18 protein-coding genes are annotated in these 21,330 nt (G+C 52.1%); 10 read left to right on the top strand and 8 right to left on the bottom strand.

From position 1 onward, the window contains the following. Positions 1 to 36: 36 nt before the first annotated feature. Entirely contained in the window at positions 37 to 216 is a 180-nt protein-coding gene (locus LY85_RS05315) for a TraY domain-containing protein (RefSeq protein WP_141825770.1), read from the top strand. 219 nt (positions 217 to 435) lie between these two features. On the opposite strand, the gene LY85_RS05310 is transcribed toward LY85_RS05315, so the two are convergent. Then, complete coding sequence (locus LY85_RS05310) at positions 436 to 891, bottom strand: DMT family transporter (RefSeq protein WP_243122489.1); 456 nt, start codon at positions 889 to 891, stop codon at positions 436 to 438. 14 nt (positions 892 to 905) lie between these two features. Beyond that, complete coding sequence (locus LY85_RS05305; RefSeq protein ID WP_141825769.1) at positions 906 to 1,328, bottom strand: DMT family transporter; 423 nt, start codon at positions 1,326 to 1,328, stop codon at positions 906 to 908. Positions 1,329 to 1,479: 151 nt separating this feature from the next. Here LY85_RS05305 and LY85_RS05300 point away from each other — a divergent pair, with 151 nt between their 5' ends. Further along, on the top strand, positions 1,480 to 2,151 hold the full coding sequence (locus tag LY85_RS05300) for a cyclic nucleotide-binding domain-containing protein (RefSeq protein WP_141825768.1): 672 nt from the start codon (positions 1,480 to 1,482) through the stop codon (positions 2,149 to 2,151). A 66-nt stretch (positions 2,152 to 2,217) separates the two neighbouring features. Further along, positions 2,218 to 3,453 carry an MFS transporter gene (locus tag LY85_RS05295; RefSeq protein WP_141825767.1) on the top strand — a complete coding sequence of 412 codons (1,236 nt, stop codon included), beginning with the start codon at positions 2,218 to 2,220 and terminating at the stop codon, positions 3,451 to 3,453. Between the two features lie 103 nt (positions 3,454 to 3,556). Here the strand turns inward: LY85_RS05295 and LY85_RS05290 are convergent, their stop codons facing one another. Further along, complete coding sequence (locus LY85_RS05290) at positions 3,557 to 3,793, bottom strand: hypothetical protein (RefSeq protein ID WP_141825766.1); 237 nt, start codon at positions 3,791 to 3,793, stop codon at positions 3,557 to 3,559. 157 nt (positions 3,794 to 3,950) lie between these two features. On the opposite strand from LY85_RS05290, the gene LY85_RS05285 reads away from it, so the two are divergent. From LY85_RS05285 to LY85_RS05260, 6 genes are all read left to right on the top strand, one after another. Continuing rightward, positions 3,951 to 4,904, top strand: a complete 954-nt coding sequence (locus LY85_RS05285) for a 2-dehydropantoate 2-reductase N-terminal domain-containing protein (protein WP_141825765.1) — start codon at positions 3,951 to 3,953, stop codon at positions 4,902 to 4,904. A gap of 411 nt (positions 4,905 to 5,315) precedes the next feature. Beyond that, positions 5,316 to 7,055 (top strand): potassium-transporting ATPase subunit KdpA, encoded by a 1,740-nt coding sequence (kdpA, locus tag LY85_RS05280; protein ID WP_141825764.1) that lies wholly within the window; start codon positions 5,316 to 5,318, stop codon positions 7,053 to 7,055. Between the two features lie 12 nt (positions 7,056 to 7,067). After that, positions 7,068 to 9,137, top strand: coding sequence for a potassium-transporting ATPase subunit KdpB (gene kdpB / locus LY85_RS05275; RefSeq protein WP_141825763.1), 2,070 nt, complete (start codon positions 7,068 to 7,070; stop codon positions 9,135 to 9,137). A gap of 14 nt (positions 9,138 to 9,151) precedes the next feature. Beyond that, on the top strand, positions 9,152 to 9,757 hold the full coding sequence (kdpC, locus tag LY85_RS05270; RefSeq protein WP_141825762.1) for a potassium-transporting ATPase subunit KdpC: 606 nt from the start codon (positions 9,152 to 9,154) through the stop codon (positions 9,755 to 9,757). Positions 9,758 to 9,772: 15 nt separating this feature from the next. After that, the gene (locus tag LY85_RS05265) at positions 9,773 to 12,475 is read left to right on the top strand and encodes a sensor histidine kinase KdpD (protein ID WP_141825761.1); all 2,703 of its coding nucleotides are present in this window, start codon (positions 9,773 to 9,775) and stop codon (positions 12,473 to 12,475) included. Next, positions 12,468 to 13,172: a response regulator transcription factor gene (locus LY85_RS05260; protein ID WP_038325137.1), complete on the top strand. Its 705-nt coding sequence runs from the start codon at positions 12,468 to 12,470 to the stop codon at positions 13,170 to 13,172. The genes LY85_RS05265 and LY85_RS05260 overlap by 8 nt, the downstream gene beginning before the upstream one ends. A 91-nt stretch (positions 13,173 to 13,263) precedes the next feature. Here LY85_RS05260 and LY85_RS05255 read toward each other — a convergent pair whose 3' ends face one another. The 5 genes from LY85_RS05255 to LY85_RS05235 form a co-directional block, all read right to left on the bottom strand. Beyond that, the gene (locus LY85_RS05255) at positions 13,264 to 14,391 is read right to left on the bottom strand and encodes a DUF4317 domain-containing protein (RefSeq protein ID WP_141825760.1); all 1,128 of its coding nucleotides are present in this window, start codon (positions 14,389 to 14,391) and stop codon (positions 13,264 to 13,266) included. A 318-nt stretch (positions 14,392 to 14,709) separates the two neighbouring features. Beyond that, a complete protein-coding gene (locus LY85_RS05250) occupies positions 14,710 to 15,942 on the bottom strand; it encodes a TolC family protein (protein ID WP_141825759.1) in 1,233 nt (410 codons plus the stop codon). Between the two features lie 69 nt (positions 15,943 to 16,011). Continuing rightward, on the bottom strand, positions 16,012 to 17,181 hold the full coding sequence (locus tag LY85_RS05245; RefSeq protein WP_243122488.1) for an HlyD family efflux transporter periplasmic adaptor subunit: 1,170 nt from the start codon (positions 17,179 to 17,181) through the stop codon (positions 16,012 to 16,014). An 18-nt stretch (positions 17,182 to 17,199) separates the two neighbouring features. Beyond that, positions 17,200 to 19,515, bottom strand: a complete 2,316-nt coding sequence (locus tag LY85_RS05240; RefSeq protein WP_141825758.1) for an ABC transporter permease — start codon at positions 19,513 to 19,515, stop codon at positions 17,200 to 17,202. After that, positions 19,509 to 20,210, bottom strand: coding sequence for an ABC transporter ATP-binding protein (locus tag LY85_RS05235; protein ID WP_038325129.1), 702 nt, complete (start codon positions 20,208 to 20,210; stop codon positions 19,509 to 19,511). Before LY85_RS05235 ends, LY85_RS05240 begins: the two co-directional genes overlap by 7 nt. A gap of 334 nt (positions 20,211 to 20,544) precedes the next feature. On the opposite strand from LY85_RS05235, the gene LY85_RS05230 reads away from it, so the two are divergent. Further along, positions 20,545 to 21,105 carry a TetR-like C-terminal domain-containing protein gene (locus LY85_RS05230; RefSeq protein WP_141825757.1) on the top strand — a complete coding sequence of 187 codons (561 nt, stop codon included), beginning with the start codon at positions 20,545 to 20,547 and terminating at the stop codon, positions 21,103 to 21,105. Positions 21,106 to 21,330: the final 225 nt, after the last annotated feature.

The raw sequence follows: 21,330 nt of genomic DNA, 5'->3' as shown, positions 1-21,330 counted from the left end.
ATAATGACGCTGAAATAGTGAAAAAAAGGAGGATTTATGGAAGATAAATTATTAAGATATACCCTGCGTGTAGATCGGGCGTTTTTTCAAAAATTCCGTTATATTGCAGAATCGGAAGGCCGCTCTGCCAATAAGGAGATAGAGCAGTACATCAAAAAACGTGTTTCCGAATTTGAAGCTATTCACGGCAAAATTGAAGTGGGCGATGAAAAATAAAAACTTTTTTATCTCATAAAGCAAAAGAAGACAGACGATGAGCGAAATGCCGTCGTCTGTTATTTCTTTGTCAGGATTTCATATGCACAATTCTCCCGCACCCTGAGACCTACAGAAACAATTCCATATACTGGAAGAAACCGGTTGAATAAGATGAAAAATCAAAGTATAATAAAAAAAGAAATATGCGGTAAATTCAAAATGCGATGGAAAAATGATTTATATCGGCGTCGCTCCGTCGGACGGTTTATGAGATAAGGCCTTATCGATCACGACACCGATGATTACCAATAAGATGCCGAGTATTTTGAAAGGGACAATTTTTTGCGTAACGATAGAATCGATCATCAACCCGGCGCCCAGCTGTCCGACCAGAACGATAACGGTCGAATAAGCGATCTGGCTCTTGTTCATGCCGATCAGGATCAAAACCATGGAGAACAGGCCGAAAAGACCGCCTGAAAGGGATAGCGGCGGAACCGTATTCAGGTAAGATAAATCCATCAGCCTGGAACCGCCATAGAAAAACAGGACCGGCATGGAAATAACGGTTCCCTCCAAATAATTGATGAGCGTCCCGTTTGCTGTGCCAAGCGTGCGCTTTGCCTGTAAATTGATCATTTTGTTAATGATGTTAATCATGCCATTGAAAATGGCGATTACGATAAAAACCAATATTTCAGCCCCTCTCACGCATAAATCATAATCAATAAGCCGGCGGCGATGATCAGAAAAGCGGGGATCCGCTTCCAGTTGAACGGAACGCGCGGCACATGGAAAAATCCGAAATGGTCTATCACTGCGGAAATAAGCAGCTGTCCGCTTACCGACAGCGCCATCGTCAGGGTGGCACCGATCTTTGCGGCGCTGATACTGCCTGTGGCAACAAGCGCCACACCGAAGAATCCCACAAAATAAACGTAACCGGGAGCTCCCCCGATGCGGAGCTTTTCGCCTTTTTTAAAAAGGATATAGCCTAGCAGGATGACCGCCCCGATTGCGTGGACAAGGAAACTGATTTCAAATACGTTGAAATAAGAAGCCAATTGGCCGTTCATACTTGTCATCAGCCCCAGACAGATTCCACCCAACAATAAAACGAACAGACTCATTATGTACCCTCCAAAAGCCGGACAGATTCGTTGTTTTTAACTGACTTTTATGTCCTTGTATTGATTATTGCACAAAATGCTTTGCGTGCAGTATGACGGATGTCATAGTTGGTAAGGTTTTTATGGATTGGAAACGGAGAATGAAGAGACCATGGAATATTTGCAATCGACCGATTTTCCGGAATTGGAATCAAAGCTGAAATTTCTGCGCCAATGCTTGTCCAAAGAAGCATATGAGCAAATGCATTTTTGCCGCTTTCAAACCGGCGAATATCTTTTCAGGGAAGGAACAGAGTCGGATTATCTTTATATCATTTTAGACGGGAACTGCAAAGTGTTTCGGACATTGGAGAATGGAAAAACGCTCTTGGTATGCTGTTATCAGGATATTCAGCTCTTGGGAGAATTTGAGATTTTCGGTGATTCCGTAGCGAAAACAAATATACAGGCTTTGAAAGAGACCTATTGTCTTGCAATATCCGCCCGCAGGCATAAGGCTTTGCTGATGTCCGACAATCAGTTTTTACAGTTTGCCTGCAGCCAGATCTGTGAAAAAATCGAACGAAATAACAGGAATACCGGAATTAACCTGCTCTATCCGCTGGAGCAGCGGCTTGCGGGATACATTCTTATCATGCAGAATGAAGACGTTTTTTCAGGCAACTATACCATGCTTGCCGAATATTTAGGCTGCAGCCACCGGCATCTGCTAAGAACTTTTCATATGCTATGCGATAAAAATCTGCTTGAAAAAAGGAATACGGCCTATTGGATCAAAGATAAAAATGCATTGGAGCGCCTCGCAGGCGGAGTATATCAGTAATCATAAAACCAGTATCGCACATCCGGAAGGGAGATCAGGAACATCGATATCAATCTGAAATATACCATGAAGTATTCGGCTGCCCACAGCTTCTATTGGTCGGTTATGTGCAGCAGCATCGGCTTTGCATCCATATTTTTATTATCCAAGCATTTCAGCAACAGCCAGATCGGTCTGGTGCTTGCGCTGGCTAATATTTTCGCGGTACTGCTGCAGCCCGCGGTGGCGGCGTTTGCCGACAGGACCAGAAAAATATCGATGAAGGATTTAATTGTCGTCCTGACTGCAGCGGCGGGAGCGCTCGCGGCGGCCCGCTCCTTTTCGGCGGGGAGCTTTTTTGTGCTTGCGGTTCTGCTCACGCTTGAATCCGCCATTCTGTATACGCTGCAGCCTCTGGTCAATTCCCTCGGAATGCAGTTCATTAATAAAGGGGTCGGAATCAATTTCGGCCTTGCCAGAGGAATGGGTTCTATTTCCTACGCGGTATTATCCGTTTTGCTGGGAATCTTTGTGGACGGTTTCGGCACCGACCTTCTGCCGGTTATTTCCACGGGCTTCTACATAGCGCTGGGAATCGTCATTTATATGTTTACGAAGAAGCAATCCGCTGATACCGAAAGCGATACGGTTTGCCCGGAAAATAGGAAACTGACAAGCGGACCGAAAAACGCCGATACGAATCGTCTGGTTTCCTTTTTTACGCATAACAAAAAATTTGCCGCGCTGATGATCGCCGTATCCTTTACGTTTTGTTCGCATACCATGATCAACAATTACCTGATACAAATTACCGAAAATGTGGGCGGCACTGCGAAGGAAATGGGAATCGCCACCGGAATCGCGGCGGCGATAGAATTGCCCGCTATGATTTTATTCGGCTTTTTGGTGAAAAAGATTCGATGCAGTTCCATCCTGAAATTTTCCCTCTTTTTCTTTACCTTGAAAGCGGCGCTCACGATGTCGGCAACCAATGTGTGGATGCTGTATGTGGCACAAATATTTCAGTTCAGCTCCTATGCGCTGTTTATTCCTGCTTCCGTCTATTATGTAAATGAAATTATCTGTAAAGAGGACCTGGCAAAAGGGCAGGCTTTTATGACAAGCGCGATTACGCTTGGCGGTGTGGCCGCGAGTCTTCTCGGCGGATTTCTGCTGGATATTTCCGGTGTGAGAGGAATGATTTTTGCGGGATTGATCGCTACGGCACTGGGTCTGGTCATAGGGCTTTATGGGATTGAAAGAGTAGAAGTAAAAGGATGCAGATCAGAGGAAGTCTCCTCTCAGGAATCCTCTGTATCATAATATTTCAATTCAGGCGGCTCCCAACTTTACAAAAGTCGTAACCTTTCCTGAGCATAAAAAAAGCGGCAATGGCTTTTTGACCATTACCGTTTGCCTTGTGTTTTCACCCGGCTCTTTTTATCATTTCCAAAATTTCTTCAGGGCTTTTACCTGATTTAGAAATGAATTTTTGCAGTTCCTCCAGCTTTTTTTGTTTTTGCTGATGTAAAATAGCTTCTTTTCGTTTATTGAATCCTTCTATTTTTTCATCCATTTTTATTTTTCTGGATTCCAGTTTCGCAATTTCTTCATCCAGAATTTGAAGCCTTTCCTCATCTGTTTTTTGAGTTCCGCGGGACATAACAATCAGCTCCTTGATTTTAATTATTTCCTTAAATTAATTATATTCAATTCTAAGCAGGTTTATACATTTCAGAAAGTTGTTCATGGAAAGGAAATCGCTGAAACAACTATTTTCGAAAAAACGGCGATCAGCTGAAAAGAGGGAACTTCCATTTATGAAAATTTTAGTTTATGGCGCCGGGGTCATCGGCAGTTATTTAGCCCATGTGCTCTGCACGGCGGGACATGACGTTTCCCTGCTGGCCAGGGGAAAACGCAAAGAAGAACTGCAGCAAAAAGGACTGGAAATTCACCATTACCTTCAGCATAAAATTACAGTCGATCATCCGCAAATCGTGGGGCGGCTGAAACCGGAAGAGCATTATGACGCCGTCTTCGCCGTCATGCAGTACCAGCAAATGTGGGCAATATTGAACGATCTGGCCGCCTGCGACAGTCCTCTGGTGATGCTGGTGGGCAACAATCCTTCTGCGGCTCAGATGGAACGGTACCTACAGCATCATAGTCCCGCACCAAAGACCGTCCTTTTCGGGTTCCAGGCGACCGGAGGCCGTCGGGAAAACGGCGCAGTCGTCTGCGTCCGGCCGGGTGCCGGGGGATTGGAATGCGGTGCCCTGCACAGCGAGCCGGATGAAACGGATAAAGCCAGACTGGCTAAAATCTTTGCCGGAACAAAATATCAGCCGTCGTATTTTTCCGACATGGACGCCTGGTATCAGTGCCATCTGGCCATGGTGCTGCCCGTCGGGTACGTGTGCTATGCCAATGGATGCGACCTGAAAAAGGCTTCCGCCGCTCAGCGGCGGCAGATGGTGACGGCTGTCCGGGAGGGCTACGGTCTGCTTCAGGCTCTGGGGTATCCCGTTCTGCCGGAGGGCTGTGAGAAGTATCTCGAGAAAGGTCTCCGGCGATGCTTTTTGTCTGTCTTGCTCTGGATCATGGCCAAAACCGGCATCGGCCGTCTGGCCGCCAGCGATCACTGCCGTTGTGCCTTAACGGAAATGCAGGCGCTCGACAAGGCATTTCGTGCCATGCGGACCCGAAAGCCGGATTTTCCCATGCCGGTGTGGAGCGAACTGGAGCGGTACATGCCTTCAAAAAATCAATAATATCAAATATTTATAACAAACCTCCTTTTGCTTTCGTGCGGTTGAAAAAACCGCACTGATTTCGGCAAAGGGAGGTTTTTTTCTATTCAGGCTGCCGATGAAATCACAGTCCCCAAATTGCTTTGCAATTTATTTGCTGTAATAAAAAATAATGATTTAACGGCAGCGCTCTTTTTGAACGGATACATGTTCTGACACGATTTAGGAAAGCTGATGGTAATATCTCAAATTCATCTTTTCGCAATCTTTATATAATTGGTCAAATCCTAACGGCACCCTTATCATCCCAATGCTATACTGTCAAAAGAAACGGAGGGATATCATTTTGCAGGTTATTGTTGGAATAACGGGATTCATTTGTGCGGCACTGTTGATTTATCTGGTTACTATTCTGTTTAGGAGCGATAAAGTATGAATGGAGAAATACTGCAGGCGGTGCTTTGCCTTGTCCTTTTGATTGTTCTGGCCATCCCGCTTGGCGGCTATATTGGAAAGGTCATGAACGGCGAAAAAGTCTTTTTGTCCCGGATGATGCAACCGGTGGAGGGCTTTTTCTACAAAACGCTGAATATCGACCGGGACGAGCAGATGGGGTGGAAGAAATACGCCGGAGCAGTCCTCATTTTCAATCTGTTCGGGTTTCTGGCGGTATTCTTACTGAATCTTTTACAGGGCCTTTTCCCGCTGAACCCGCAGCATTTTGGAGCGGTCCCATGGGACCTGGCATTTAACAATGCCGTCAGCTTTGTTACCAACACAAACTGGCAGGCTTATTCCGGGGAAAGCTCCATGAGCTATTTCACGCAGATGCTCGGTTATACGGTACAGAACTTTTTATCCGCCGCGACGGGAATCGCCGTTCTGTTCGCCTTGATCCGCGGCTTTGTGAAGGTGCAGGAAACCGGGCTCGGAAGCTTCTGGACGGATCTTACGAGAAGCATCCTGTATATTTTGCTTCCGCTTTCTCTGGTCGTATCCATTGCTCTGGTTTCACAGGGCGTCGTTCAGAATTTCAACAGCTATGACCGGGTCGACCTTGTGCAGCCGATTACCCTTTCGGACGGCACCGTCATTACCAGTGAGGTGGTGCCGCAGGGTCCGGCGGCAAGCCAGCTTGCCATTAAGCAGCTGGGGACAAACGGCGGCGGTTTTTTTGGCGTGAATTCAGCACATCCGCTTGAAAACCCGACGGCGGCATCGAATCTGATTGAATTGATTTCCATCCTGCTGATTCCTGCGGCGCTGTGCTTTACGTTTGGACGAAACGTGAAGGATAAGCGGCAGGGGTGGGCTCTGTTTCTGGCAATGTTTCTTGTTCTGTCCGTGTGCCTGGGCGTCGTTCTTTTCAATGAAATGCAGGCGACCCCTCAGCTTGCCCAAAACGGGGCGGTGAACACCTCCTTTGCCGGTCAGTCGGGCGGCAATATGGAAGGAAAAGAAACGCGTTTCGGTATTGCCGCTTCCGGTACGTGGGCGGTCTTTACCACGGCGGCCTCAAACGGCTCCGTCAACGCCATGCACGACAGCTTTACGCCAATCGGCGGGTTGGTTCCCATGCTGCTGATCCAGCTAGGAGAAGTGATTTTCGGCGGCGTCGGCTCCGGCCTGTACGGGATGCTTGGATTTGCGATCTTCACCGTTTTCATCGCCGGTCTGATGGTCGGCAGAACGCCGGAGTATCTGGGCAAAAAGGTGGAACCGTATGAAATGAAAATGGCGGTTCTGCTCTGCCTTGCGACGCCGGTCGCCATTCTGGTCGGCAGCGGGGTGGCCTGTATGGTCCCCGGTATTTCATCCACGCTGACCAACACAGGGGCGCACGGATTCTCGGAGATTCTGTATAATTTTACGTCGGCGGGCGGAAACAACGGCTCCGCTTTCGCGGGAATGGCTTCGAATACGCTGTTTATGAATCTTTCCACCGGAATCGTCATGCTTTTTGCCCGGTATGTCCCGTTGGTGGCCGCGCTTGCCATGGCCGGCTCTCTGGCGCAGAAAAAGAAGGTAGCGGTTGGCGCGGGGACTCTGCCCACCCATGACGCCATGTTTGTGGGACTGTTGATATTCGTCATTCTTCTGATCGGCGCGCTCAGCTTTTTCCCGGCGCTGGCGCTTGGGCCGGTGGCCGATTTTTATCAGATGATTGGCTAAGGAGGTTGCCGTATGAGTACAAAACAAAAAAATGCTTTTGCTGATAAAAAGATGGTCGGCCGGGCTGTTCAGGATTCCTTTGCAAAATGCAATCCAAAAATACAGGTACAGAACCCGGTTATGTTTATTGTCTATGTCGCGGCGGTCCTGACAACGGCTCTTTACTTTGTCTCGCTGTTCGGGGTGAAGGACGCGCAGCCGGGCTTTATTCTGGCGATTGCCGTCATCCTTTGGTTCACCGTGCTGTTCGCGAATTTTGCGGAAGCCATTGCGGAAAGCCGCGGCAAAGCGCAGGCGGATTCGCTGCGCGCCGCGAAAAAGGACGTTCCGGCCAATAAGATTCCTTCGCCGGAGCAAAAGGACCATGTTGAAAAAGTTTCTTCGTCTGAACTGGTCAAGGACGATATCGTGATTGTGAAGGCCGGGGAGCAGATTCCCGCGGACGGCGAGGTGATCGACGGCGCGGCTTCGGTGGATGAAAGCGCGATCACCGGCGAATCCGCCCCGGTCATCCGGGAAAGCGGAGGCGACCGCAGCGCGGTGACGGGGGGAACCACCGTTATTTCCGACTGGCTGGTCGTTCGCGTCACCAGCGAGGCGGGGGAAAGCTTTCTGGACAAGATGATCGCCATGGTGGAGGGCGCGTCCCGCAAAAAAACGCCGAACGAAATCGCGCTTCAGATTCTGCTGGTCGCTCTGACGATCATCTTCCTGTTGGTCACGGCGGCGCTCTACCCCTATTCGGCGTTCGCCGCCGGGCAGGCGGGAATCCGGAACCCGAGCTCCATCACCGCGCTGATTGCGCTTCTGGTATGCCTTGCCCCGACCACGATCGGCGCGCTGCTTTCCTCCATCGGCATTGCGGGCATGAGCCGCCTGAATCAGGCCAATGTGCTTGCCATGAGCGGCAGGGCGATTGAAGCCGCCGGCGACGTGGATATTCTGATGCTGGATAAAACCGGCACCATCACGCTGGGGAACCGTCAGGCTGCGGAATTTATTCCCGTAGACGGGGTGGAGATCAGGGAACTGGCCGATGCCGCGCAGCTGTCCTCTCTGGCGGATGAAACGCCGGAGGGCAGAAGCGTTGTCGTTCTCGCGAAAAAGGAATTCGGTATCCGTGGACATGAATTCGGCGGTCAGTCCCCAAAGTTTATCCCGTTCACCGCGAAAACAAGAATGAGCGGCGTGAACCTTCCGGGCATGGAAATCCGCAAAGGCGCGGCGGACGCGGTAAAGGAGTATGTGCGGGCTCAGAACGGCATCTACTCCAAAGAATGTGAGGAAGCGGTCAGAAAGATCGCCGACAGCGGAGGAACGCCGCTGGTTGTCGCCAAAAACGGTAAAATCATGGGGGTCATCCATCTGAAGGATATCATCAAAAGCGGCGTAAAGGAAAAATTCGCCGACCTGAGAAAGATGGGAATCAAAACGATCATGATTACCGGCGACAATCCCATGACCGCGGCGGCCATTGCCGCGGAGGCGGGAGTGGACGACTTTCTGGCGGAGGCGACGCCGGAAGGCAAGCTGCAGATGATCCGGGATTTTCAGAAGCAGGGGCACCTGGTCGCCATGACGGGCGACGGTACGAACGACGCCCCCGCGCTCGCTCAGGCGGACGTGGCGGTGGCCATGAACACCGGGACGCAGGCGGCGAAGGAGGCGGGCAATATGGTTGACCTGGATTCCTCGCCGACAAAGCTGATCGACATTGTCCGCATCGGAAAACAGCTCTTAATGACCAGAGGCTCGCTGACGACCTTCAGCATCGCAAATGACGTGGCGAAGTATTTCGCTATTATTCCCGCCATGTTCATGACTTTGTACCCCGGTCTCGCGGCGCTGAATATCATGGGGCTTCACAGCGCGGACACAGCGATTCTGTCCGCGATCATCTACAACGCGCTGATTATTGTCGCCCTGATCCCGCTTGCGCTGAAGGGCGTGAAATACCGCGAGGTCCCCGCCAAAAAGCTGCTTTCCCGAAACCTTTTCCTCTATGGGCTGGGCGGTCTTGCGGCGCCGTTTGTTTTTGTCAAGCTTATCGATGTTTTACTGACTCTGTTCGGCGTTTCTTAAGGAGGAATCTTTTCATGAAACTGATAAAATCCGTTTGGAGAAAGGCGTTTGGCGCGTTATTGCTTTTTACCCTGCTGTGCGGGCTGCTTTATCCGCTGGCCGTTACAGGAATTTCACAACTCCTGTTCCATAATCAGGCAAATGGCAGTATAATTGAAATTAACGGAAAGAAATATGGAAGTGCGCTTCTGGCGCAGCAGTTTACGGGCGACGGTTATCTATGGGGACGGATTATGAATCTGGACACAAAGACGTACACCGACGCAAATGGAAAAGCAATGCTGTACGCTTCGCCGTCAAATCTGAGCCCGGCCAGCGACCGGTATCAAGAGCTGGTAAAAGAACGGGTGGAGAAAATCCGGGCCGCGCATCCGGAGAAAGCGGACACCCCTGTTCCGGAGGACCTTGTCACCTGCTCCGGCAGCGGGCTCGACCCCGATATTTCCCCCGCGGCGGCGGAGTATCAGGTGGAGCGGATCGCCAGGGCAAGAAACCTGCCTGCGCAGCAGGTTCGCGACATTGTCGCCAAATATACGAATGGGAAATTCCTGAAGGTGTTTGGGGAAGATACGGTCAACGTTCTGAAGGTCAACCTGGCGCTTGACGGTATTTTAAAATAAAACGAGGTGGATGGAATGAGCGACGAGCGTCCGACTCCCGAAACTTTGCTGAAAAGGATCAGCGATCATGAGGGGAAAGCCAAACGGGGAACACTCAAAATCTTTTTTGGCTACGCGGCCGGCGTGGGAAAAACCTACGCCATGCTGGACGCTGCCCGTTCCGAACAAAAGGCCGGGGCGGACGTGGTCCTGGGATATATCGAACCGCATTCCCGCCCCGATACCATGGCTCTGGCGCAGGGGTTTGAAGACATCCCCGTTAAAAAAGTCGCATACCGGGGGATTGTGCTGAATGAATTCGACCTGGACGCGGCGCTGAAGCGTAAGCCGGAACTGATTCTGGTGGACGAGCTCGCCCACACCAACGCGTCCGGATGCAGGCACGTCAAGCGCTATGACGATATCGAGGAGCTTTTGAATGCCGGAATCAACGTTTATACCACGCTGAACGTGCAGCATCTGGAAAGCCTGAACGATATTGTCGCCTCCGTCACCCACATTACGGTGAAGGAAAGAGTGCCGGATTTTATCTTCGACAGGGCCACGCAGGTGGAGCTGGTCGATATTGAGCCCGATGTTTTGATCGAGCGTTTAAACGCCAGAAAAATCTATAAGGAAACACAGGCAAAACGTGCGCTGCGCCATTTCTTTACACGGGACAACCTTGTGGCCCTGCGCGAGATCGCGCTGCGCAGGATCGCGGACAAGGTGAACAGGGAAGTGGAATCAAACCGGGCGGAAGTCCGGGACACTCCCTATTATACGGGCGAGCACATCCTTGTCTGTCTGAGCAGTTCTCCCTCCAACGCAAAGGTGATCCGCACCGCGGCCCGGTTCGCAAGCGCGTTCCACGCTTCCTTTACGGCGCTTTTCGTGGAAACGCCGCACACGAAGGAATTAAACGACAAAAACAGAGTGCGCCTGCGTGAAAATCTGAAGCTTGCCGAACAGCTCGGGGCCAAAATCGCAACCGTTTACGGTGACGACGTGGCATATCAGATTTCGGAATACGCCAATGCCGGCGGCGTTTCCAAAATCGTCATGGGGCGCTCCAACAATAAGCACGGACTTTTTTTTGCCAAACCGAATTTTGTGGAGCGGCTTACCGCGCTGGCGCCCAATATGGACGTATACATCATTCCGGACAATTTGCCGCCTCACCGTCCGGAAACGGTCCAAAGACACATTCAGGAGCATTTTTATCTGTCCGACCTGCTGAAAATGGCCGGGATTTTGGCCTTGTGTACTTTTGTCGGAGTTCTTTTCTCCAACCTTCATTATGTTCAGATCAATATCATCACTATTTATATTTTAGGCGTCCTCATTATTTCCAACCAGACGAATGGAAGAATCTACGGCTTGGGCTCCTCTGTTTTAAGCGTGCTGATTTACAATTATGTGTTTATCGATCCGAGGTTTACCTTCAGCGCCTATGGACCGGATTATCCGGTTACCTTTCTGATTATGCTGATTTCGTCCCTCATCACGAGCTCCCTTACCATGAGGGTGAAATATCAGGCGAAGGCGGCGTCCGTCAACGCGCACCGTACGGGGATTCTGCTGGAGACCAGCCGGAAGCTGCAGCGCGCGAATGAATTCCATGAAATTGTCGAGAAATCCTCTCAGCAGATATCCCGACTTCTGAACCAGTCGGTGATGTTTTTTGCGGTAAAGGACGGGGAGCTTCAAAAACCGTGGATTTACAGCGCCGACCCGTCCCGCCCTCTGCCGGCGGAGTATTCCGGCGAGGAAGAATATGCCGTCGCGGTCTGGGTCTACCATAACCGGAAGCCGGCGGGGATTTCGACGGATACGCTTCCGGGTGCAAAATCCCTGTATCTGCCCGTCAAGGGAAAGGATACGGTTCTGGCGGTTATCGGCATCCCGATGTGGAATGAGGAAGGGCTGGAGGTTTTCGGGCGTTCCCTTTTGGAAGGAATGATTTATGAAATTTCCTTCGCGATTGAAAAATATAATTTGAATGAAAAACAAAACCAGGCATCCATGAAAGCAGAAAAAGAGAGGCTGCGCGCAAACCTTCTGCGGGCCATTTCGCATGACCTGCGCACGCCTCTTACCAGCATCTCGGGGAATGCGAGCGTCCTTTTATCGGACGGAACCCAAATCGAAGAGGAACAGACGCACAGGCTTCTCGAAAATATTTACGAGGATTCCCTGTGGCTGATCAATCTGGTTGAAAACATCCTTGCCGTCACCAGAATCGACGACGGACGGCTGAGCATTGAAACGCAGCCGGAGCTGGTACAGGATCTGATTGCGGAAGCGCTGCTCCATACGGACAGGCACAGCGCGGAGCATCAGATCAGCACGGTTCTGGAGGATGACATGCTGATGGTTCGGGTGGACGCCCATCTGATCGTCCAGACGATCATCAACATCGTGAACAACGCGATCACCTATACGCCGGCCGGTTCCCAGATCGTGATCCACGCGTTCCAGCAAAAGCAATGGGTGATCGTTGAAATTTCAGATAACGGGAAGGGAATTCCGGACAAGGACAAAAAGCAGATATTTGATATGTTTTATACGGCCAATAATGAAATTGTCGACAGCAGAAGAGGGCTCGGGATCGGGCTTTCCCTGTGCAAATCGATCATCAATGCCCACGGCGGAGAAATTTACGTCAGAGATCATCAGCCGCACGGTACGGTGTTCGGCTTTTCTCTGCGGCTGGAGGAGGTAGATCATCATGGATAAAACTTCGATTTTGGTTGTGGAAGACGACAAGGCGGTACGCAATCTGCTTACCACCACTTTAAACGCGTCCCATTCGTATTCGCTGCTGACGGCTTCCACGGGGGAGTCGGCGATTTCCCAGGCCGCTTCCAAAAATCCGGACGTCATGATTCTGGATCTGGGGCTTCCGGACATAGACGGCATGAAGGTGATCCGGAAAATCCGCACGTGGTCAAACCGTCCGATTATTGTGGTAAGCGCCAGAAGCGAGGACAGGGATATCATCAGAGCCCTTGACGCAGGCGCCGACGATTACCTGACAAAGCCCTTCAGCGTGGAGGAGCTTTTGGCAAGAATCCGTGTCGCGGTCCGAAAAATGCAGTATGACAGCCGTCCCGTTCTGGATGAGGCGTCCTTTGAGAACGGAGCGTTAAAAATCGATTATTCCGCCGCATCGGTTTTTGTGGACGGACGGGAAGTGCACCTGACTCCTATCGAATATAAGCTGCTGTGCCTTCTGGCAAAAAACGTCGGCAAGGTGCTGACCTATCATTTTATCCTGACAAATGTCTGGCCAAATCCTCTGGAATCCGACTCTTCCCTGGTCAGGGTATTCATGGCGACGCTCAGGAAAAAAATAGAACCAGACCCCTCCAAACCGGTTTACATCCAGACCCGCATTGGGATCGGTTACAGGATGAGCCGGGTTATGGAGTGAAGTCTGGTTTAATAAAAGCATCCTTTAAAATTGATGTACGCATGATACCGGAAGAAGAGGACAGCACAGGAAGAAAGCGGTCAGGACGCCATTACGAAATATGGATGTTCACGCCGTTTACCTCGACACCTTCGTCCGCGCGGATCAAGATGTATTTGGTGCCGTCGATGATCCGCGTTTCAACCAGGTCGTTGCGCTCCGGATTTACACGGATCGTCACGTCGGGAGTACGGACCTCCAGCTGTTTTGTATCGATCAGATTCCGCGGGCTGATCTCGGTATCGGCACCGAATTCCATGTCGAATTTCTCTTCAAAGGCGGTCACGCGGTCTTCGGAAACGCCGCAGGATTCCAGAATCCCCTTTACCGTTTTTTTGGAGACGACCAGCGGATCTTCCTCTTTATTGTTTTTGTGCTCCTCGATCATTTCGGATAATTGCCCCTGAACCGCCTGCACGACGTCAAAGCTGCAGTCTTCGGCGACGGTCTCCTCCAAAACGGCCTGGAAGGTTTCCTTCTGTGCGGCGGCGGGCATCGGGATTTCGCTTTTGAATATGGTGTCGACAAATTCCGTGTGGTTCTCCGCGATGTTTCGGGAGTAGTAAAGGGCGTTGTAAATGTTGGCGCTGCGGTCGTTGAAAGCCGGAAACAGGAATCCAAGCTCCGGCGCCGACACGACCCAGTCCGTCCTGATGTTGCGGAAGCTGTTTTCGGAAACATAGTAGCCAAGCGCCGGTTTTGTTAATTTTACAGGGCAGACGCTGCACAGAAAGTACGAAAACACCTCCGAGGAATCCTCCTGCTTTTCTCCGTCTTTTGTATAGTAAGGAACGTCGTATTGATCGTAAGCCAGAAGAATCAGATAATGGACTTCCATGTCGAGCGTCTGAATCACGCGTCCGTAAAATTCCCTCACGGCATCATCACTTTCCAGCGAGGAATCTTTGAGCGCCATCAGCAGCTTGTGTTCCTCGCCTTCCAGAACCTGCTGAGTCGCAAATTCAATGTCGATCAGGTTCTTTCCGATCGCCCCGGACAGCGTCTTTTTCAGAATGGCCAGCAGCTCCTCGGTTTCCTCCTGGGGCATTAACCCCAGCGGCTGGCTGAACTCCGAAACAATTTCTCTCTGATCGTTCACGTAACAGCCGCGTATCCGGGTAATATTGCTCTTTTCCGGACGGAAGCGGCGGCGGATTTCTGCAATTTCTTTTTCGTTCATAGCATCCTCGTTCAATTCTATATGTAATTTGGTTCCAATGACGTATTTTTAATTATATCACGGAGAAATGTGGTTGTCATCCTAACAAGGGAAGCTTTGACTGCTCTTTTTTCTTCCCGGCTGCCGCGGCTTCCTCGGAACCTTGTGTGCAAGGCTTCCCGGTCACTATCGTTTACAATGGAAGCGTTTCATGAAAAGCCCGTCATCCCTGTTTAATCAGGATGACGGGCTTCTGTAATCTTATTTATGTTGAAAATCCGCGGTCGGCTGCTTTGAGCGGGCTCCGGATATGTGGAACCGTCACCCCTGTGCAGAGGACTATTCCTGTGTAGAGGTGCTGATCACGCCCCGAAGCGCCCAGCGGTACTGCTCCTGGGAAGAAAAAAGGTTGAGCTTTGCCTGATCGAGCGCGGCCTGGGCGCTGTCCAGGTCCATCTGCGCGTTTTTCAGTTCGAGTGCCGAGGCGACCCCCAGCGAATTCTGCAGCTTTACGGCGTCGAGCGCTTTTGCCTTCGCGTCGTATGCCGCCTGCGCCGAGGTAAGGCGGCCCTGCTTTTCCGCCACATCATTGTATACCTGCTGGAAGGAAGCGTTGAATGTGTTCAGCGCAAGGCCGTAATTTAGCGACGCCGCACGATAGTCGTCCACCGTTGAATCCAGGTCGGAATCCTTGTTGTCGTCGGCAATTTCCTTCGCCAGTTTCTTTTCTTTCAGCGTCCAGTTTGCGTCCTGTGCCGTCTGCCGGTCGGTAGTCTCATTCACTGCGGCGGAGAAATTTGCATCCGGTGACGGTGCGGAAGAAATCGAGAGGTCGTAATCGAACGAATATCCCAGAAGTACCTGAAGATTGTTTTTTACCGTCCGCATCTGGTTCGCCAGCGCGGTGAGGGTATCCGCCAATGTGTTTCTCTGCTGCCGGGCGTTGAGCAGCTCGGTCTGCGTAATGAGGCCGAGGTCTGCTTTCAGCTGCGTGATTTTCAGCGTGTCGTCCAGCGCCTGCTGCTGCTTGAGCAGCTGATTGCGCTCGGCGTTCAGGTAGTGAAACGTCACATAAAGCTTCTGCGCCGCCACGACGATCTGGTCGGCGGTGTCGTCCATCTGCAGCTCGGTCTGGTCGATAGTGTCCTCGCTCACGTCGAGCTGATCGCTTTGGGCGCTCAGAATCGAGCGGATCGCTGCGATTGACGCGAGACTGCCCTGGAGCGATGAGGCTATGGCCTGCCGCTCCGGCGAGGAGGGCAGAGCGGCGACGGCATTGTAAGCGCTTTGGAGCTGGTCGCTTACGCTTTGCAGGGAAGCGCGGCTGGCGGCGAGCTCCTGTTGCTTCTGTTCGGCCGCATCGTTGCTGTTCAGACTGTCCAGCGTTTTTTTGTTTGCGCGGATGGTCTGATTGCCCGAGCGCACGAGAAACTCAATGCCTTCGTAGTTTACATTTGCGATCTGGGGAGCGGCTGTGACCGGGCTGGAAGCCGTATCGGCAAACGCGGGAACCGGGGCCCCGGCCAGAAGAAGAACGGACAGCAGCCCTGCGGTGATTTTTTGAAAGTTCATAAGGCTTTCTCCCTTGTAATAAAACTTTTTCTTGTCTGATCGCTGTGAAAAAAATCATTCCGGGAATCTTTATTTTGTGAAATAAACATCCGCCGTATAACCCGGTTTCAGCAGACCGTTCGGGTCGTCGGGTTTTACCAGAACGCGCACGACGCGCTTGCCGTCCTTCTCCACGGCCAGGTCGGGAATCTGCATAACCGTGCCGGTAAGCGAGGCGTCCGGAGCCGAAGTCGGCACGATTCTGACGACTTCGCCGACCTTTACGCTGCCGATAAATTCCTCGTCGACCTCTGCGCTGACGGTGATGGAGTCCGCGTCGATGATCTGGAGCACCTTGGTCGGTGCGCCCTGCACGCCCAGATGGGCCGCGTTGCTGACTGTGATATTCTGTACGATCCCGTTTTTGATATCGGAGATGATCTGGTTCCCCTTGAGATAGGTTTTTGCGGTTTTGGCCGTCATGGCATCCAAATCCACCTGTGCGGCGGAGACGCCGCCCTGCTGCTTTACGGTGTTCGCGGTGTTGCCGAGCTTTAGCTGGGCGAGCTGCGCCTGCTTGGATTTGAGCGAGACGTTCAGCTGGTCAAGCTCGTCTTTCAGGGCGTTTTTGGCTTTTTGCAGGGTTTCCGTGGCTTGGGTCACAGCGTCCTTATACTGGTTCAGCGTTTCCTTTGAGGCTCCTCCCGCGTTGTAGAGCGCCTGGTAGTTCGAGAGGTTGCGCTTCGCGGCGTCGAGCTGTGTTTGGGCGAGCGCCAAATCGGGGCTCGTGCCCTTATTATATTCCGTTGTCTTGCGCGCGATCTGGCTCTGTGTCTGGGCAATGTCTGCCTCCAAAGCGGCGGTGTCCTGCGTGGCGGCGGGCAGCGCCGCCTGGTTCGCGGCAAGCTGCTGTTTCAGCTTTTCGACGTTCCCGCTGTATTCGGAAAGGTCCAGCGTTACGAGCTGCTGGCCAAGCGTGACCCGCTCGCCTTCCTTCACCAGTACATCCGTCACGATCGACGGGAAGTCGACGCTGATGTCCTCCATGCGAGTGTATTTCACCTCGCCCCACGCGTCGATTTCTCCGGACTGATTTGCCGAAGCCGCAGAATCCGTCTTCTGCGGAGCCGCGGGGGCGCTTTTCTGGTGAAAAAAGATTCCGAGTACGACGAAGAGTGCGGCGAGTGCGCACGCCCCGGCCAACGCCGTTTTTTTATGAGATAAAATCCAGTCCTTCACTGGTAGAAGCCAATCCTTCATGGGTTCCTCCATCTGTTTTTATTCGACGCTTTTCAGCGCTTCAAGCATGTCGATCTGTTTCATTTTCCGGGCTACGACGTTGTTGATGATCCAGGCGAAGCACAGGGTCGTCACTCCGGCAATCAGCACGTCCGGCAGCGTGATGTTGCCCATAAGGTCCAGCCGTTCGTCCAGGCTGCTGGCGATAATCCAGGAGATGAACCTTCCAATGGGGATGCCGGCCAGCATTCCGAGCAGTACGGAAAAATAATTTTCGATCAGCACCAGATTCCGGATTTCCCGGTGACGGAAGCCGAGTACCCGCAGGGTCGCAAGGTCCCGGACCCGCTCGACGAAATTCAAAATGCTGGTGTTGTACAGCACCACAAAGGCCAGCGACGCGCCCATGACGATCATCATGATCACCGCGAGGTTCACCACCTGCATGCTGGAGGACAGGCTGGACTGCTGGCTTTCGCGTGTCGCGGAATCCGCTACCGCGTCACTGGTAAGGAATTTCTCATCCGGCGTACCGTTCCATTTGACGAGCAGTGCCGTCGGCTTGAAGGTCTCCCCAAGGGATTCCCAGTAGGTATCTGTCATGTAAATTCCCTGTCCGGAAGCAAGATAGGCGACCTGAACGATCGGCACGGAAACATAGCCGTTGTTCGTACGCTTGATCCGGACGATGTCCCCGGCCTCTACCCCCAGTGATTTGCACAGCTTGCGGGTCATGAGAATCCCGTTTTCCGGCAGGGAAATCGGGTTCCCGGCGACATCCTGCATATGAATCAGCGGGCTGTCCTTTGGGGTGATGGTGACCGGCTCCATTTTCTGCTCGCCGTTCGGGCACACCACCTCGGCGGCGGATTCCTCCGCCTGCTGCGTGACGCCGTCCAGGTCCAGATTGCTGAGGTAGCGGGAATCGGCCTTTTTCGTATCCAGAATGATTTTTTGGTCATAAGTGAATGTCGTCCCGTACATCTGGTCGGTGATCCCGGAAAGCGTGCTTTTGATGGTCAGCGCCGAGATAATCACGCCGGTGCAGCCCATGACGCCGATGATGCTCATCAGAAGACGGATTTTATTCTTCACGGTGTTCCGCGCAATCAGCTTGCTGCTGAACTTCATTTTCCGCCAGAGGGAGGGGAGAGCTTCCAGAAAGATATGGTCGCCTTTTTTCGGCGGCTTTTCCCGGAGAAGCACCGCGGGGGTGTCCCCCTGAAGCTTCCAGCAGGCGTAAAACGAAACGCCGCCCGTACAAAGCAGAATCAGAAGAAAGACAAAAACGAAGTGTCCGAAATTGATGCTGAGCTTATAGTCGCTGAATGCCAGCTTCAGCTGCGGAACCAGAATCCGTCCGAACGCGTTCGGGCCGAGCAGAAGGCCGAACACGGAGCCGAGCACGCCGACCATGACCCCGTAGGAGGTGTAGTGCCAGAGAATGCTCCGCTTGCTGTACCCCAGTGCTTTCAGGACCCCGATTTGCGCGCGCTGATTTTCCACCAGCCGCATCATCGTGCTCTGCGTAATCAGCGCCGTCACCAGGAAAAACAAAAGGGGAAATACAATGGAGAGCGTTTTAAACTGCTGAATCCGGCCGTTTACACTGCTGACGCTGCTGCTGTCTTTCTGCAGGGTAATGCCGATCAGCTCCCTGCCGATCGCCGCGTCCGCCTGTTGCACCACCTGTGTAAGGTCGGTACCCGGCTTGGTTTTTACGCTGATCTGGTTGTAGACCTTCTGTCCGTACACGCTTTCCAGCACGCCGGTATGGACTACCACGAAACCATAGGCGGCCGGGTCCGGCACCAGGGTGGCGGAGTTTTTGACGGCGTGGACCTGTTCGCTGCTCAGCGCCAGCCCGTCAATGGAAAGGCGCAGCCAGACGCCGTTCAGCTTGATGGAAACCGTATCGCCGACTTTCAGGCCGTGTGCCTTTGCAAACCCACTGTCCAGCACCGCCCCGCCGCCGCTTTTGGCGAACTTTCCCTCCTGCAGCTCCGGCTGGTCGAGGGTGCTGCGGTCATTCAGCGCATAGACGTGGAGGGTGGGTCCGCCGGGCAGGTCCGTGTCGGCGTCGGCGGAAAAGCGTTTTTCCACCTGCGTCACCCCACCGATCTGACGGATGCCCCAGAGCTGCTGTTCCGAGGGATTCTGCACGGTCACCCAAAGGTCCGACAGGTTGGCCGCACGGTACATGGCGTCCGCGTGATTCTGGACGGTGAACCAGATGCTGTCAAGGCCCGTCATAATGGAGACGGCCAGAGTCGCCATGATAAAGATGGACAGGAACTGCGATTTCGACTTTTGCATATCGCGCAGGGATTTCCTGAACAGGGCACCCTTCACCATAGGATTTCCTCCACGTCTTTGGGGTGCTCGTGGAACTCCATTTCGGCGATTTTTCCGTCCCTCATATGCAGCACCGTCTGAGCCATCTCAGAAATCGGTGCGTTGTGTGTGACAATGATTACCGTCTTGCCAAGGTCGTTCGCGACGTCGCGGATGAGCCGCAGAACTTTGCGCCCCGTCTCGGAATCCAGCGCGCCGGTCGGTTCATCGCACAGCACGATCTGCGGGTTCTTTGCCAGCGCCCGCGCGATGGAGACGCGCTGCTGCTCGCCGCCCGACATCTGGCTGGGGAAATTGTCCATCCTCTTTTCAAGGCCGACGCGCCGCAGCATTTCCCGGGCGTCAAGCGGGTCGGTACAGATTTCCTCGGCAAGCTGCACATTTTCCAGTGCCGTCAGATTCGGAACCAGATTGTAAAACTGGAATACAAAGCCGATCTGCGTGCGGCGGTAGTCGGTAAGCTCCTGCTCCGACATGCCGGAGACTTCGTTTCCGTTGACAATGATCCTGCCGGCGGTCGGGGAATCCATGCCGCCCAGCATGTTGAGCACCGTGGTTTTTCCCGCGCCGCTCTGCCCGAGCACCACGTTGAACGTGCCGCTGCCGAGGCTGAAGCTGACGCCGTCCACCGCCATGATAACGGCGTCTCCGACGTGATATTCCCGTTCCACGTTTTCAAATGTAATAAAATCCATGAATGGTCTCCCTTGTTATGTAACTGCTTCTATTAAAATATCGGACCCCTTTACACCCTGACCCGGGTGGGACCATTGTAATTTCATGGCCCGCTGTTGAGACGCCCGATCCCATACCCCTGCACATTATGATTGTTTCGACCGGCAATATTCCAAAATTCTTCCTGAGATTCTTGACATTCGGCTAGGAACTCATTATAATGACACTGTGTTTATTTTGCAACCATCAGATGCTTATAGATTGTAATGTTTACAACAAAATGCCATGAAACTGTTGATTTCAGAACAGAATCCATTGTATTCGATTGTTGACTAAGGGGGAGAGACGAGCTTTATGAAGGAAATGAAAGAGAGCCGAAAAACACGTTATACGCGCATGACTTTGCAGGACAGCCTGTTTGAGTTAATGGAGAAAAAGCCGATTACAAAAATCACCATTAAAGAGCTGTGTGAAAACGCGGACATCAACCGTACGACTTTCTATGCGTATTATACCGACCAGTACGACCTTCTTCGTAAAATTGAGGACGAAACGCTTTCCTGGGTGAAGGAGGCGCTCACCAATCTGATCGGTAAAACGGACAAATACGAGTCGATGGAGGTTCTCGAAGGAATCTTCCAATATTTTGCTGAGAACAGGAAGCATATTCAGGTCCTGATGAGCGAGCAGGGCGATATCGATTTCCAGAAGCAGCTGTTCACCCTGATCTATCGGGAATGCGGGATTTCTCCCTCGGCCACAGCGGATGCGGGCGTAAGCACCAAAGAAGATTATTTCGTATTTGTCGTAAACGGAAGCATCGGGCTGATACAGTACTGGCTTAAAAACGGTCTGAGCAGGTCCGTGAAGGAAATGGCTGAAATTATTTACAGCATGTCTTCCAAGATCAGGTAAGCGGCTGCCTACAGTATTTCCAGTTGATTCTGCAACAAGTTTGCGTTTTCCCCCCGCCGAAAGCGGGGGGAAAACGTGTTTTGTCTCGTAAACTGAAATGGAATTGCTGTAGATACGGGCCTCTTTAAGAGAGAATCCGTCGGAATCCAACAAATCAATTCCAAAAAAAGAGCTTTAATCTGCTTTTTCGACTATTTACAGAATTTATAAAAGAAATTATACTAT

This window comes from Clostridium sp. KNHs216 (assembly GCF_006714885.1).
Taxonomy (GTDB): domain Bacteria; phylum Bacillota; class Clostridia; order Oscillospirales; family Acutalibacteraceae; genus Caproiciproducens.
The sequence above is the reverse complement of the archived record's forward strand: the minus strand, read 5'-3'. Positions and strand labels throughout refer to the sequence as shown.

Bases quoted from the DNA above. Each gene is read 5' to 3' on its own strand.
- LY85_RS05315 (WP_141825770.1), top strand. From the start codon at position 37: ATGGAAGATAAATTATTAAGATATACCCTGCGTGTAGATCGGGCGTTT.
- LY85_RS05305 (WP_141825769.1), bottom strand. From the start codon at position 1,328: ATGAGTCTGTTCGTTTTATTGTTGGGTGGAATCTGTCTGGGGCTGATG.
- LY85_RS05300 (WP_141825768.1), top strand. From the start codon at position 1,480: ATGGAATATTTGCAATCGACCGATTTTCCGGAATTGGAATCAAAGCTG.
- LY85_RS05295 (WP_141825767.1), top strand. From the start codon at position 2,218: ATGAAGTATTCGGCTGCCCACAGCTTCTATTGGTCGGTTATGTGCAGC.
- LY85_RS05290 (WP_141825766.1), bottom strand. From the start codon at position 3,793: ATGTCCCGCGGAACTCAAAAAACAGATGAGGAAAGGCTTCAAATTCTG.
- LY85_RS05285 (WP_141825765.1), top strand. From the start codon at position 3,951: ATGAAAATTTTAGTTTATGGCGCCGGGGTCATCGGCAGTTATTTAGCC.
- kdpA (WP_141825764.1), top strand. From the start codon at position 5,316: ATGAATGGAGAAATACTGCAGGCGGTGCTTTGCCTTGTCCTTTTGATT.
- kdpB (WP_141825763.1), top strand. From the start codon at position 7,068: ATGAGTACAAAACAAAAAAATGCTTTTGCTGATAAAAAGATGGTCGGC.
- kdpC (WP_141825762.1), top strand. From the start codon at position 9,152: ATGAAACTGATAAAATCCGTTTGGAGAAAGGCGTTTGGCGCGTTATTG.
- LY85_RS05265 (WP_141825761.1), top strand. From the start codon at position 9,773: ATGAGCGACGAGCGTCCGACTCCCGAAACTTTGCTGAAAAGGATCAGC.
- LY85_RS05260 (WP_038325137.1), top strand. From the start codon at position 12,468: ATGGATAAAACTTCGATTTTGGTTGTGGAAGACGACAAGGCGGTACGC.
- LY85_RS05255 (WP_141825760.1), bottom strand. From the start codon at position 14,391: ATGAACGAAAAAGAAATTGCAGAAATCCGCCGCCGCTTCCGTCCGGAA.
- LY85_RS05250 (WP_141825759.1), bottom strand. From the start codon at position 15,942: ATGAACTTTCAAAAAATCACCGCAGGGCTGCTGTCCGTTCTTCTTCTG.
- LY85_RS05245 (WP_243122488.1), bottom strand. From the start codon at position 17,181: ATGAAGGATTGGCTTCTACCAGTGAAGGACTGGATTTTATCTCATAAA.
- LY85_RS05240 (WP_141825758.1), bottom strand. From the start codon at position 19,515: ATGGTGAAGGGTGCCCTGTTCAGGAAATCCCTGCGCGATATGCAAAAG.
- LY85_RS05235 (WP_038325129.1), bottom strand. From the start codon at position 20,210: ATGGATTTTATTACATTTGAAAACGTGGAACGGGAATATCACGTCGGA.
- LY85_RS05230 (WP_141825757.1), top strand. From the start codon at position 20,545: ATGAAGGAAATGAAAGAGAGCCGAAAAACACGTTATACGCGCATGACT.